We start from the raw sequence: 13,212 nt of genomic DNA on the forward strand, positions 1-13,212 counted from the left end.
CCATGCGACGACACCCCAGACGCCCCGGACGCCTCAGACATTCCAGACACCCCACGAACGGTCCGGCGCCGTACCCGACGAGCCGGGCCTTCCACCGGCTCGCCCGCGGACTACGGCTCGTCCCGCTCATCGCACTCGCCGGGCTCTTCCTCCTCCCGTTCTACCTGCTGGTACGCAACGGACTGGCCGCCGAGGCGGACATCACCGGCACCGACTGGACGTTCTTCCCGGACAGCCCGCACTGGGAGAACCTCCGGGAGCTGTTCGACGACAGCAGCGTCCCCATGCTGCACGCCCTGGGGAACTCGGCCGTGATCGCCGTCCTCACCACCGCCGGAACCCTGCTGCTCGCCTCGCTCGCCGGATACGGTCTGGCCCGTATCGAATACCCCTACGCGAACCACGTCTTCTACGCGTTCCTGGTCACCCTCATGATCCCGTCCGCTGTCACGTTCCTCCCGAGCTTCGTCCTGGTCTCCTCGCTCGGCTGGATCTCCACCCTGCGCGGACTGATCATCCCGACCCTCTTCAGCGCCTTCGCGGTCTTCCTCTTCCGTCAGTACTTCCTCGGCTTCCCGCGCGAACTGGAGGACGCGGCCAGGGTGGACGGGCTCGGCCACTGGCGTACGTTCTGGCGGATCGTCGTGCCCAACACACGGCCGGTCTTCGCCGCCGTCGGCGCGATCGTCTTCATCGGCTCCTGGAACTCCTTTCTGTGGCCGCTGGTGATCGGCCAGGACCGCGACGCCTGGACCGTGCAGGTCGCACTCGCCACGTTCACCACCGCCCAGACCGTCAATCTCCATGAACTCTTCATCGCCGCCGCCGTCTCGATCCTGCCCCTGCTGGTGGTCTTCCTGGTGCTGCAGCGCCAGATCGTCGCGGGCGCCGAGCGCTCCGGCATCGACGACTGACCGAGCCCGGCACGGACACACCGGCGCCCCGGAGGCCCGGAGGCCGGCGGGGCGCCGGTGCGTTGCCCGGGTCAGGCCAGTTCGATGCCGTCGAGTTCGGCGTACAGGGCGCCCTTGCTCAGCCGGATCGTGTTCCAGCCCTCGCGCAGGCCGATGGTCGCCCGCGCGCTCTGCCAGTTGTCCCAGCCCGTGTACGGATAGCGCATCTCGCCGGACGCGGTCCCGTTGACGGTGAGACGGTGGGAGGACGCCGCGGGGGAGCCAGCGGCTGTGAGCGAGCCGTTGCCGAAGCGGACGGTGAGCGTGTGGGAGCCCGGGGCCGGGGTGAAGACCGAGAACTCCACATAGCTGTCGTCGTAGTCGATGTGTCCGACGGCCCTGCCGTCCCACGCACCCGCCGCGTCCCGTACGACAGCGTGGTGCACCAGCGCGTTCTCCGCCTGATAGATGACTTTGCTGCCGTCGACGACAGGGTAGCCGTTCGCCCAGCCGAGGCCGGCGACGTACAGACCGCGGTGGGAGCGGTCGGCACTCCAGCCGTGGAAGACGATCAGGTCGCGGCCGTCGGGCCCGGTCACCACGTCCTGGCCACCGGGCCCGTGGACCGTGCCGGAGAAGGAGTCGGTGGTCATCAGCGGAGCCGCGGCCTTCGTGTACGGGCCCGTGAGGCTGTCGGCGACCGCGTAACCGGTCTTGTAGCGGTCGTCGCCGTAGTGGTCGGCCGAGTAGAACAGCACGTAGCGACCCGCGCGCTTCACCAGGGCCGGTGCCTCGATGACATTGCCCTCCCAGGAGCGGTCCTGGCGGATGAGACGTACGGGATCCGCGGTGGTGCGCGTCCCGTCCCAGGTCACCTCCTGGAGGTGCAGCCAGGTGTCCTGGCCGCAGCAGTTGCCGTCGTTCTTCCACAGCAGATAGCGGTGGCCGTTCTCGGTGTACGACGACGGGTCGATCGCGCCGCCGAGGCCGGCCGGGCACACCAGCGGTCCGTCGCCCACGGGCCGGAACGCGCGGTCCGGTGAGGCCGCTTGAGCCACCCCGATGCACTGCTTGTCGCTCGCCCGGTCCCGGGCGACGTAGTAGAGGGTGAAGCCGGCGCCGTTGTCGAACACTTCGGGCGCCCACACCAGGGAGCGCTCCGGCATCGCCCAGCTTCCCACGGCGGGCAGGGCGTCGGCGGTGGCCACGGACCAGTTCACCAGGTCCATGGACGTGCCGTGCTGGATGTTCTTGCCCTCCGCGTTGGTGGCGAAGGCGTGGTAGGTGTCGCCGGCCTTCACGACGTCAGGGTCGGGGAAGTTGCGGTCGAGGACCAACAGGGCGCCGCCCGCGGCCGACGCGGGTGCGGTGCTCAGACACAGCGCCATGGTGGCCAGGGCCGGCACGGCCGCGGCCAGGCGGGCGGCGCGGGGGAGGAGCCCGGCCTTTCCGCTACGACGTCCACGACCGGTCACGAGGTGTACACCTCCGCCCGGTCCACACTCACGAACCCGCCCTGGGACGCGGCATTGTGCTCGCCGGTCACCCGTACGCGCAGGGTGTGCCGGCCGTACGGCAGGCGGGGGCTGAGGTACTGGACGCTCTCGCCGGTACGGATCGCGCCGTAGAAGTCGACGCGTCGCTCGGTGCCCCCGTCGATACTCAGGGCCGCGATGCCGTTGCCGGTGTCCCGGACGGACAGCAGGGCGACACGGGTGCCGGTGAAGGTGAAGGTCGCGGTGTTGCCGGCCCGGTCGCTCCAGTGGTCGTCGCCCCAGAAGCACTGAGTGGCGCAGCCGGTACCGGAGTTCCAACCGCCGGTGTAGGCGACGGTCCCGTCGCCGCTGGAGCGGCCGTCGTCGTTGATCCAGTGGCCGCCGGATCCCGGGTCGCCGGAGGGCAGGTCCTGCGTCGCGCCCAGGGCGAGCGGGCGGCCGAGGTTCGGGCTGCCGTCGGCGTTCCAGGTGATCTTCTGGGCGCGGGTGGTGCGGTCGGTGTAGGTGTACGTGGAGGTCGTCTTGGCGTGGTAGACCATCCAGTCCTCGGTGCCGTCGGGGGAGCGGAAGAAGGCGTGGTGGCCCGGTCCGTACACGCCACGGTCGTCGGCGCGGGAGAACACCGGCCCGGAGCGCTGGGTCCAGTTACGGGGCAGGAGCGGGTCGGCGCCGTTCGGCAGGGACATCATCCAGACCTGGTAGTCCGGCTTGCCCGTGTCGCACGTGGAGTACGTCATCCACGTACGGCCGTTGCGGTTCAGGAACTCCGGTCCCTCGCGGACCTCGGGGCAGCCGCCCGCGGCGTCGAGGGCGACCGCGTCGCCGGAGACGGTGTAGGGGTTCGACATCGGAGCGATGTTGAGGCCGTTGTGCTGGTAGGGGTTGAGGCCGCTGTAGGCGAGATAGAGGCGGCCGTCGTGCTGGAAGACGCTCGGGTCGATCGCGAAGTCGGAGGCGTGGTTGGGCGGGGTGAGCCTCGCCTTGAAGTGGTACGGGCCGGCCGGGTCGTCGCGTTCCGACTCCAGGACGTAGAGCCGGTGGTGTTCGTCGGTGCCGTCGTCGGCGGTGTAGTAGAGGTACCAGCGGTCGCCGAAGCGGAAGAACTCCGGAGCCCAGATGTTGCGGTTGCGCGAGGTGTCGGTGTCCGTCCACACCGTCACGGGGTCGGCGGAGAGCAGTGTGCTCAGCGAGGGCGAGCGCCACATCCGGATGCTGTCGCCCTGTGTGCTGGTCAGGTAGTACGCCCCGTTCCAGTACGTCGTGAACGGGTCGGCGCTGGGGTTGAGCGGATTACGGAAGGTGGTGCCCGCGGCAGCCGGGGCCGGGCTCGCGGCGATGGCCGGCGGGGCGGAGACGGCCGGCGGGGCGGAGAGAAAGCCGAGCAGGAGGGCCAGGAGCGCGGTGACGAGTGCCGCGCGACGGGCTGTGCGGGGTTCTGTATGCATGGGCAGTCCCTTACATCGATGTAAGTCCGGTCGGCACCGTAGGGAAGAGGCGTGGAGGTGTCAACGGCACGGGAGGTAAAGGCAGTTAGTCCGGACAGGGCTCAGCAGCCCTGACCGCTCGGTTCACTGCCCGCCGAGCCCCGTCGTGGACACGGACTTGACGATGTGCCGCTGGAAGAACATGAACACCACGACGAGCGGCAGCGCGGCCAGGACGGCGGACGCCATCGACTGGGCGTACTGGATGCCGTAGGCGTCCTTCACCGACGTGATGCCCACGGGCAGGGTCATCAGGGCGGGGTCGGAGGTGGAGATGAAGGGCCACAGGAAGTTGTTCCACGCCCCGATGAACACGAAGATCGACACGGCGGCGAGCATCGGCCGGGACAGCGGCAGCAGCACCGACCAGAAGATCCGCCAGTGGCCCGCGCCGTCGATCCGGGCGGCCTCTTCCAGCTCGTGGGGCAACGAGTCGAAGTGCTTCTTCAGGATGAACACCATCACCGGTGCCACGGTCTGCGGCAGGATCACCGCCGCGTACGTGTCGAGCAGACCCAGGCTGAGCATCTGCTGGAACCACGGCACGATAAGGATCTGGGGCGGGACGAGTACGGCCGCCACGGTGAGCGCGAACAGCCACCGACGGCCGGCGAACAGCGTGCGGGAGAAGGCGTATCCGGCCATCGCGGAGACCAGCACCGTGATCACGGTGACGGCGGCCGAGATGAGGAAGCTGTTGAGCATCCACAGCGGCAGGTCACCGCGCTCCCAGACGCTGCTGAAGCCCCGGAGCGTGAAGCCGTGGGAGGGCAGGAACCAGTGGACGGGATCGCTCGCGTCCTGCTCGGACTTGAAGGCGGTCAGCAGCGCCCAGGCCATGGGCAGCAGCCACACCAGGGCCATGACCGCGAGGGCGGCCAGGGCGAGCACACGCGCGGTCCGGCCGTCCCCGAGGGTGAGGTGCGCCCGAGGCCGGGGTGCGCGGCGCCGGTCCGCCAACGCCCGTACGGATCCCGGGACGTGTGGGGCGGGGGAAGGGGCGGAACGGACGGGCAGATCGGTGGAGGTCATGTCACTTCTCCCGGCGGCGAAGGGCGGCGTACTGGGCGGCGGAGGCGAGGATGACCAGGGCGAAGAAGATGTAGCTGATCGCCGAGGCGTAGCCGAGCCGGTAGCCCGTGAAGCCGACGTCGTAGACGTACTCGACGACCGGGCGGGTGGAGTTGTTGGGGCCGCCCTTGGTGATCAGATAGACCTGGTCGAAGACCTTCAGCGAGGCCAGGATCTGCAGCACGGTGATGACGACGGTGATCCGGCTGAGCTGGGGCAGCGTGATCGACCACAGGCGCCGCCAGGCCCCGGCGCCGTCGATGGCGGCCGCCTCGTACAGATGGTCCGGAATGGACTGCAACGCGGCCAGATAGAGCAGGAAGTTGAAGCCGACGGTCCACCACAGCGTGGTCAGGGCGATCGCCGACATGGCCACCGACTCGTCGCTGAGCCAGGCCACTTGACCGAGTCCGACCGCGTCGAGCAGGTTGTTGTACAGGCCCAGGTCGGGCTGGTACAGCCAGATCCACAGCAGGCTGACGACACCGACGGGCAGCAGGTACGGGGCGAAGAACGCCAGCCGCCACACCCACTGGCCGGGCAGACCGGTGTGGACGAGCAGCGCCATCCCGAGCGCGACCGCGACGAGGGGAACCGTCGACAGGGCGGTGAACCACACGGTGTGGCCCAGGGCGCGCCACATCTCGGCGTCTCCCAGGGCCTCGGTGAAGTTGTCGAGGCCGATGAAGGAGGGGGCGTGGGCCGACAGGGAGGTGTCGGTCAGGCTCATCCACAGTCCCTGGCCCAGCGGCCACAGCATGAAGACGGCGAGCAGGACGAGGAAGGGGAGCGCGAAGAGCAGGCCGGGGGAGAGCAGCCGGCGCGCCGACAGGGCCCCGGGGCGGGGTGCTGCGTGGGGAGAGGACATCGTTGTGCCTCCTGCGCGGTGGTTCGCAGCCGGGTCAGGCCGGGCTGGGCTTGGAGAGGAAGGTGTTCAGGCGCCGCACCATGGCGCGGGCCGCACGGTCGGGGGCGAGGCCGTCGAGAAGGGCCTGCTGGAGGACCTGGGACATGGCGTTCTGGAAGTCGGATCCGGCGCCGGCGAACCAGACGGCCGGGTCGAGTACGACATGGCTCTGCGCCTGCACATAGTGCGCCTGGGGCCGCAGACGCTCGTACGCCTTCGTACGGGTGACCGGCCGGTAGGCGGGGATGTGGCCTGCGGTGGCCCAGATCTGACCGGCCTTCAGCAGAGCGGCCGCTGCCTGGTGGGTGCGGCGGCGCTGTGCGCGGTCCGGATCGGGGCGGTGCGGCAGGACGAAGGAGTGCGCGTCGGCGTATACGGCGGGTGTGCCGAACACCGTGGGGAACGGGGCCGCTTGGACGTTCTTGTCCGCGGCCCGGAAGGTGCCGAGTTCCCACTCGCCCGACAGGATCATCGCCGTCTGCCGGTTGGCGAAGGCGGCGATGGCGGCCGCGTAGTCGAGCCGTTTGGGATTGACGCGGCCGTCGACGAGCCGGGCCATGAAGGCGATCACCTCCGCCATGCGGTCCTCGTCGACCTCGGCCGGTCCGCCCGCGGGCAGCCGGAAGGCCCCGCCGGTCTGCCGGTACAGGCCGTAGAACAGGCGCCAGCCCTGTGCGGTGTCGGTGACATACCCGAAGGCGATGCCCTGCTTGCCGGAGGCCTTGGCCAGCTCCCTCCCGGCGGCCAGGAAACGGTCGGGCGAGCTGAAGGCCTCCGCGTCCAGGGTGCCGTCCTTGGCCAACAGACCCGCGTCGGCGGCCGGTTCGGGGTGGAAGAAGACGATGAACGGATGGGTGTCCAGCGGGATCGCGTACGTTCTGCCCTCGGACTGCGTGCGGGACCACACCGCGTCGGCGAAGTCGTCGCGCGTGACACCGTACTCCGCCAGGACGTCCAGGTCCCACGGGTCCAGCAGGCCGGTGGGCGCGTACCCGGCCAGGCGGGACATGTGTGCCACCGCCATGTCCGGGCCTCGGCCGCCGGCGGATGCCATGGCGAGCTTGGTGTAGTACGGGGTGCCCCACTCCAGGACAGTGCGTTCGATCCGCGTGCCCCGCATATCGGGACGCGCGGCGTGCACCATGTCGTTGAGAAGACCGCCGTCGGCCCCGCTGAACAGATCCCAGAGGCGGACGGCGGGCTCGCCGGCCGCGACCGCGGATCCGCAGCCGCTGAGCGCACCGCCGCCGAGGACCGCCGCCCCGGAGGCGAGGGCCGCCGTCAGCGCGCGGCGCCTGGTCAGGCCGGGGCGACCGACTGGTACGGGCATGCCGGTCATGTGGCTCCTTTCCCGCGGGCGGCGGTGCGGAGGGCGGGGCACTGTGGCCGCACCTCGCCGACACCGCCGCACTGCGGTACTACATCGATGTAAATCATGGACAGGGCAGGCTGCTTCCGCTCGCGCGGAATCAGGGGACGCGGTGCTGCGGAGCGCCTTCGAACGCCGCCGGGCGGGTCTGGGCGTCGCGCAGCGGCGCGGTGTCGACCTTCTCGGAACGGTCGAAACGGTAGACGCCGTTGCGTTCCTGGAAGACGTCGGTGAGCTGGGTGTAGCAGTAGCCGAACATGTCGGGGTCCGAGAGGAGTACGCCGGTCAGACCGGTGAAGCGTGCGATGAACTCCTCGGCGGTACGGGGCCGTTCGCCATAGCCCCAGGAGGCCTCCCGCTCGTCGCCGGCCGTCCCGGCCGCCGCCTGCGGGTCCCACCAGATGCCGCCGAACTCGCTGCAGAAGTAAGGCTGTCCGCGGTAGGGCACCGACCACGGCTGTCCGTCCGGTGCGGCGTTGGCATAGGGCCGGTCTTCCGCCAGGCCGTCCATGGTCCTGGCGAAGGCGGCCGGGTCCTGCTCGTAGCAGTGGGAGTCGTATACGTCGGTCTCCGGCACCCGGTGCGCGTATCCGGAGGCGTCGATCACCGGGCGGGTGGGGTCGGCCTGCTTGGTGGCGAGGAACATCGCCCGGGTGACGTCGTCGAGTGCGGTGATGCGGTCGTGCAGCGGCTGGTACGTCTCGTTCAGTGGGCACCAGCCGACGATCGAGGGGTGCGAGTGGTCCCGCTCCAGGGCCTCCAGCCACTGGGTGACATACGACGCGTCGGGGCGCTGGTTGTCGTCGCGGGCGCCGACCTCGCAGCCCCAGTCGCCGAACTCGCCCCAGACCAGGTAGCCGAGCCGGTCGGCATGGTGGAGATAGCGCTCCTCGAAGACCTTCTGGTGCAGCCGGGCGCCGTTGAACCCGGCGCGCAGGCCCAGCTCGATGTCGCGGACCAGGGCGGCGTCGCTCGGGGCGGTCATCAGCCCGTCCGGGTAGTACCCCTGGTCGAGCACCAGGCGCTGGAAGACGGGTTCGCCGTTGAGTACCAGCCGCTTGCCGTGGACGGCGACCGAGCGCAGACCGGCGTACGAGCGTGCCGTATCGACGACCGTGCCCTCGGGGTCGAGGACTTCGAGGGACAGGCCGTACAGATGCGGATCCGTCGGCGACCAGACACGCAGGCGGTCGTCGGGCAGCCGCAGTACGAGGCGCGGGCACAGGTCGAGGTCCGCGCGGGCCTCGGCCGTGGTGATGGCGCCATGGCTGTCGCTGAGCGTGGCGCGTACGCGGTGGCCGGGGGCGTTCGCGGTCAGCGGCAGTTCGAGGTGGAAGGAGCCGGAGGCCAGGTCGGGGGTGATACGGGGACGCTTGAGGGCGACGGTGCGCGGGACCGGCTCCAGCCACACGGTCTGCCAGATGCCGGTCGTACGGGTGTAGTGGCAGTGGGAGTTGGCGTACCAGGTGGCCTGCTTGCCGCGGGCCTGGACACCGTGCCGGCTGTCGCGGGCCCGTACGACGATCGTCAACTCCCCGCCGGACACGGCGACATCGCCGAGGTCTGCCGTGAACGGGGTGAAGCCACCGCGATGCCGGGCGACTTCGCCGCCGTTGACCCACACCGTGGTGTCGTGATCCACGGCCCCGAAGTGCAGCAGCACCCGGGCGTCGGCCCAGTCGGCGGGCACGGTCACCGTCCGCCGGTACCAGACGGCCTCCAGGAAGTCCGTCTCCCCGATCCCGGACAGCTCCGACTCGGGGCAGAACGGGACGAGGATACGGTCGGCGAGTTCGCGTTCCAGCAGACCGCGTTCGAGACCGGTGTCGGACCGGTCGATCTCGAACTGCCACTCACCGTTGAGATTCAGCCAGGCCGCACGGGTGAACTGCGGCCGGGGGTACTCGGGACGGGGCACGTCCGAGGGGTGCGGGACGGGCATGGTGCTCCTTGCATCGAGAGTGCCGGTCGGTGCGAGGCTTATGGCACCATGGCGATTACATCGATGTAAATACGTCGGCGGAGGATGGTCCGGCCCGAAACCGATTCGTGATGGTCGGTACGATCATGGTCGGCGGAAGGATGAACACAGTGGCGGCCAGACCGAGGATCAAGGACGTGGCGCGGTACGCCGGGGTCTCTCCCAAGACCGTCTCCAACGTCATCAACGACTTCGAGCATGTATCCGAGCAGACCCGCGCCGCCGTCCGCGAGGCGATCGACGCGCTCGGTTACCGGGTCAACATCGCCGGACGGCAGCTGCGCCAGGGCCGCACCGGCATGATCACCCTGGCGGTCCCGGAGCTCGACGTCGCCTACTTCTCCGAGCTGGCCAAGCACGTCATGGCCGAGGCCGACCGCCGGGGACGCACCGTCCTCATCCACCAGACCGAGGGCGTGCGCGAACGCGAGCTGGCCGCGCTGCACGGCTTCGACACGCAGTTCTCCGACGGCGTCATCCTCAGCCCCCTCTCCCTCCTGCCCCGGGACCTCACCACCCGCGACCAGCGCCTTCCCGTGGTGCTCCTCGGCGAACGGCCCGCCGAGGGCGGCACCGACCACGTGGGCATCGACAACGTACGGGCCGCGCGGGAGGCCACCGAGCATCTGCTGTCCCGGGGGCGCCGCCGTATCGCCGTCATCGGCGGAGCCGTCCGCGGACGCCAGGGCACCGACAGGCTGCGCACCGACGGCTACCGCCAGGCCCTTGAGGTCGCCGGCCTGCCCTTCGCCCCCGGCCTCGTGGTGCCGGTGGAGGCGTACCACTGGCAGGACGGTGCCCGCGCCGCGAGCGCACTGCTGGAGAAGGAGCCGCACCCCGACGCCCTGTTGTGCCTGAACGACCACCTCGCCCTGGGCGCGCTGCGGACGCTGTACGAACGGGGTCGCTCAGTCCCCGGAGATCTCGACGTGGTCGGCTTCGACGACATCGAGGCCTCGCGGTTCAGCGTGCCCAGCCTGACGACGGTCGCCCCCGACAAGCCGGACATCGCGAAAGCCGCCGTATCCCTGCTGCTGGAACGCATCGACGAGCCGGACGCGGGATCCCTTCAGGACCATGTGGCCGGGCATCGGCTCATCGTGCGGGAGAGCAGCGGCGGCTGACAGCACGTCAGATGTCATTCGCCGGAGTGGGCCCTCATCCCCCGGCGGCCGGCCGTCGGGAGGGCGCCCTCGATGAGATCGCGCGGCTGGGGCGGCCGAGACCCCGGGTGTCGAGCCCCATGCGGACGCCTTCGCGGAGATCTCCGACGGGCGCCTGGCCGAGGCCGCCTCCCGGCTCGTGGGCATCGACCCGCGGACCGAGACGCACAGCGACCCGTTGATCGGACTCGGCCCCTTCAGTCTGGTCCTCGACACACAGCCCGCCGTATCCGTCGCCGCCGGCCTCGGCGCCGATGTCGACCTGCTCATCGGGACCAACACCGAGGAGGGAAACCCCTATCCGGTCCCGGTGGGCCAGTACTCCTCCTCGACCGCAGGGGACGTCGACACGGCGGCGGCCCGCTCGCACCCGGATCCGGCGCGGCTCGTCGAGACGTACCGGAAGGCACGCCCCGAGGCGTCCTTCGGCGAGCTGCGGTCAGCCCTCATGGGCGACGCGCTGTTCGGCGCGGGCAGCCGGGCCCTGGCCGGCGCGCATGCCGCCCACCCCGAATCCGCCACCTTCCGCTACGAGTTCGCGTGGCGCTCCCACGCCTTGGACGGAGAGCTCGGCGCCACTCACGCGGTGGAGCTCCCCTTCGTCTTCGACCTCACGCACCTTCCCCGGCTGCGCGGACCAGGCGGCCTGCTCGGCCCCGACGAGCCCCCGGCGGATCTTGCCGCCCGCGTGCACGAGACCTGGGTACGGTTCGCCAGGACCGGCAACCCCGGCTGGGACCCGTACGACAACGAGCGCCGGGCCACGATGCGCATCGACGCCGCGTGGACCCAGGCCGATGACCCCCGCGGCCAGGAACGGCGGGCCTGGAGCTGAGCCGAGGCGCCTTCCGTCCTCCAGCCGGATGTCTCTCACGTTCAAGAGGCGCATGATGGAAACGGACCATCGATTATTCCGCTATTCCGCGCGGGTGGGGGTGCCGCCGCCCCTACGCCGCGAGGGCCGGCCGCGCGGCAGGGGCCGGCGGGTCGGGATCGCGAGACCGGAGTACGCGATGCGCGCTACTTTCACACTGGGCCGAATCGCGGGGGTACGGATCGGGGTCCACTGGAGTGTCCTGGTCATCTTCGTACTGATCGCCTTCAGCCTCGCGCAAGGCCGCTTCCCCCAGACGTATCCCGGTCACACCCCGCTGCTGTACTGGGGCGCCGCTCTCGCCACGGCCGTGGTCTTCTTCGCCTCCCTCCTCGCCCATGAACTGGCTCACGCGATCGTCGCCCGGCGTAACGGCGTGCAGGTGGACGACATCGTTCTGTGGCTGCTCGGAGGCGTGGCACGGCTCCGGTCGGAGGCAGCCACCCCGGCCGCCGAGCTTCGTGTGGCCGGCGTCGGTCCACTGGTCAGCCTGCTGCTGGGCGTGTTCTTCGGACTCTGCGCGTGGCTGCTGCGTCTCGGTTCCGCTCCGGGGCTGCTGGTGGAGGCCACCGCGTGGCTGGCGGGGATCAATGTCCTCCTCGCCGTTTTCAACGCCATTCCGGCCGCGCCCCTGGACGGCGGGCGGCTGCTGCGCGCCGTGCTCTGGTGGAGGTCCGGGGACCGGTATCGGGCGACCGCGGGGGCGACCGCCGCGGGCCGTGCCTTCGGCTGGTTCCTCGTCGTGGCCGGTTTCCTTCTCTTCGTGACGAGCAGAGCCCTGGGCGCTCTCTGGCTGGCTCTGATCGGCTGGTTCCTGATCGGGGCCGCCACGACCGAGGGCAGGCAGGCGCAGCTCAAGAACCTCCTCGCGGGCGTTCCGGTGCGCCAGGCCATGACACCGGATCCCGTCGTCGTGCCACGCTCACTGTCCGTGTCGGAGTTTCTCGGCGACCCCCGGTACCGATACCGGCATTCGGCGTTTCCGGTCGTGGGGCCCGACGGGAACGCGCTCGGCCTGCTGACTCTGGAGCGGGCCAGACACAGCGCCGCCGCCGACCCGGGTGCCTGGGTCACGGACGCGATGCGGCCCCTGCCGGAGGTCCTGACCGCGGCGCCCGGCGACTCACTGGTGGATCTTCTGCCTCGTATGCGGCCCGGCGCCGAGTTCCGCGTCCTGGTGCTGGACGGGGACAGGCTCCTGGGCATCGTCTCCCCGTCGGACGTCAGCCGTACGATCTCCTGGCTGTCCTCGTCCCGCCCCGCCGGATGGGGCGGGAGGCGCGAATGATCACCCGCCCGAGGGGCGGGCCGCTGGTCAGGAGGAGGGGGCGCTGTCGTCGCGGCAGGTAATGCCGGGACGGGTGTTCAGTGACCACATGTGCGTGCATCGCGGGCACTGAAGGTGGACGACCGGTCCCTTGCTGGAGATCAGATAGCGCCAGTGCTCACCGCAGTTGCGACGGCCTGCGCAGGTCGCGCAATGACGGGCGTCGTCGCAGACGGGGCAGGCCACCCAGGCGCGGCGGGCGAAGTCCGCCTGCGGGTCAATGGGCAGCCGCACCGCCGGGCTCCTCCCTCGGCAGAACACCGGCCGCCACGAGCAGGTCGTAGGTGCGCCGCTGCTCGGCGTCCAGGCCCGAGTAGAGGAGCGCGTACGCCTCGTCCTCAGCGCGGAGTGCGGCCACCGGGTCCCAGTCGGGCCCGAGCGCGGCCACGACCTCCGCCCGTCGCCGGGCTTCTTCGAAGGTCAGATCGATGGTGAAGGGTATGAGGTCGGTGCCGTTGTCCTGGTTCATGGAGAAACTTCCGATGTGCCGACGGGACTCCGCCATCATTACCAGGCGACCGCGCGACAGGGAAGGGTGACCTTAGTCGCCCCGGATCCACGTACCACGGAGTACGTCGACGGGGCACCCTCGGATGAGCCGACGAGGGCGGCCCGTTGCCTGCACCGGGCCCCGCGCCGCAGACCCG

Annotated in this window: 11 protein-coding genes and 1 pseudogene; 4 read left to right on the forward strand and 8 right to left on the reverse strand. The window is 70.4% G+C overall.

Annotated elements, in window-relative coordinates:
* Positions 1 to 2 precede the first annotated feature (2 nt).
* The gene (locus tag IF11_RS0115325; RefSeq protein WP_078490698.1) at positions 3 to 914 is read left to right on the forward strand and encodes a carbohydrate ABC transporter permease; all 912 of its coding nucleotides are present in this window, start codon (positions 3 to 5) and stop codon (positions 912 to 914) included.
* 71 nt (positions 915 to 985) lie between these two features.
* On the opposite strand, the gene IF11_RS0115330 is transcribed toward IF11_RS0115325, so the two are convergent.
* The 6 genes from IF11_RS0115330 to IF11_RS0115355 all read right to left on the reverse strand — a co-directional run bounded on the left by IF11_RS0115330 (position 986) and on the right by IF11_RS0115355 (position 9,162).
* Complete coding sequence (locus tag IF11_RS0115330) at positions 986 to 2,368, reverse strand: family 43 glycosylhydrolase (protein ID WP_030352143.1); 1,383 nt, start codon at positions 2,366 to 2,368, stop codon at positions 986 to 988.
* Positions 2,365 to 3,834, reverse strand: coding sequence for a glycoside hydrolase family 43 protein (locus tag IF11_RS0115335; RefSeq protein WP_030352144.1), 1,470 nt, complete (start codon positions 3,832 to 3,834; stop codon positions 2,365 to 2,367). Before IF11_RS0115335 ends, IF11_RS0115330 begins: the two co-directional genes overlap by 4 nt.
* A 123-nt stretch (positions 3,835 to 3,957) precedes the next feature.
* Complete coding sequence (locus IF11_RS0115340) at positions 3,958 to 4,905, reverse strand: carbohydrate ABC transporter permease (protein WP_030352145.1); 948 nt, start codon at positions 4,903 to 4,905, stop codon at positions 3,958 to 3,960.
* A gap of 1 nt (position 4,906) precedes the next feature.
* Positions 4,907 to 5,812 (reverse strand): carbohydrate ABC transporter permease, encoded by a 906-nt coding sequence (locus tag IF11_RS0115345; protein ID WP_030352146.1) that lies wholly within the window; start codon positions 5,810 to 5,812, stop codon positions 4,907 to 4,909.
* Positions 5,813 to 5,846: 34 nt separating this feature from the next.
* Positions 5,847 to 7,190, reverse strand: coding sequence for an ABC transporter substrate-binding protein (locus tag IF11_RS0115350; protein ID WP_078490699.1), 1,344 nt, complete (start codon positions 7,188 to 7,190; stop codon positions 5,847 to 5,849).
* 130 nt (positions 7,191 to 7,320) lie between these two features.
* Positions 7,321 to 9,162: a glycoside hydrolase family 2 protein gene (locus IF11_RS0115355; RefSeq protein WP_030352148.1), complete on the reverse strand. Its 1,842-nt coding sequence runs from the start codon at positions 9,160 to 9,162 to the stop codon at positions 7,321 to 7,323.
* A gap of 140 nt (positions 9,163 to 9,302) precedes the next feature.
* Here IF11_RS0115355 and IF11_RS0115360 point away from each other — a divergent pair, with 140 nt between their 5' ends.
* The 3 genes and pseudogenes from IF11_RS0115360 (at position 9,303) to IF11_RS0115370 (ending at position 12,526) form a co-directional block, all read left to right on the forward strand.
* The gene (locus tag IF11_RS0115360; protein ID WP_030352149.1) at positions 9,303 to 10,325 is read left to right on the forward strand and encodes a LacI family DNA-binding transcriptional regulator; all 1,023 of its coding nucleotides are present in this window, start codon (positions 9,303 to 9,305) and stop codon (positions 10,323 to 10,325) included.
* A gap of 91 nt (positions 10,326 to 10,416) precedes the next feature.
* Positions 10,417 to 11,199, forward strand: a pseudogene (locus IF11_RS0115365) (carboxylesterase family protein); the annotation flags it as partial.
* A 178-nt stretch (positions 11,200 to 11,377) separates the two neighbouring features.
* Complete coding sequence (locus IF11_RS0115370; RefSeq protein WP_030352151.1) at positions 11,378 to 12,526, forward strand: site-2 protease family protein; 1,149 nt, start codon at positions 11,378 to 11,380, stop codon at positions 12,524 to 12,526.
* A gap of 27 nt (positions 12,527 to 12,553) precedes the next feature.
* Here the strand turns inward: IF11_RS0115370 and IF11_RS38915 are convergent, their stop codons facing one another.
* The gene (locus IF11_RS38915; protein ID WP_078490700.1) at positions 12,554 to 12,799 is read right to left on the reverse strand and encodes an LSm family protein; all 246 of its coding nucleotides are present in this window, start codon (positions 12,797 to 12,799) and stop codon (positions 12,554 to 12,556) included.
* The gene (locus tag IF11_RS0115375) at positions 12,783 to 13,034 is read right to left on the reverse strand and encodes a DUF6400 family protein (RefSeq protein WP_030352152.1); all 252 of its coding nucleotides are present in this window, start codon (positions 13,032 to 13,034) and stop codon (positions 12,783 to 12,785) included. Before IF11_RS0115375 ends, IF11_RS38915 begins: the two co-directional genes overlap by 17 nt.
* Positions 13,035 to 13,212: the final 178 nt, after the last annotated feature.

Origin of the sequence: Streptomyces scopuliridis RB72, from assembly GCF_000718095.1 — a bacterium.
GTDB classification, from domain to species: Bacteria; Actinomycetota; Actinomycetes; order Streptomycetales; family Streptomycetaceae; genus Streptomyces; species Streptomyces scopuliridis.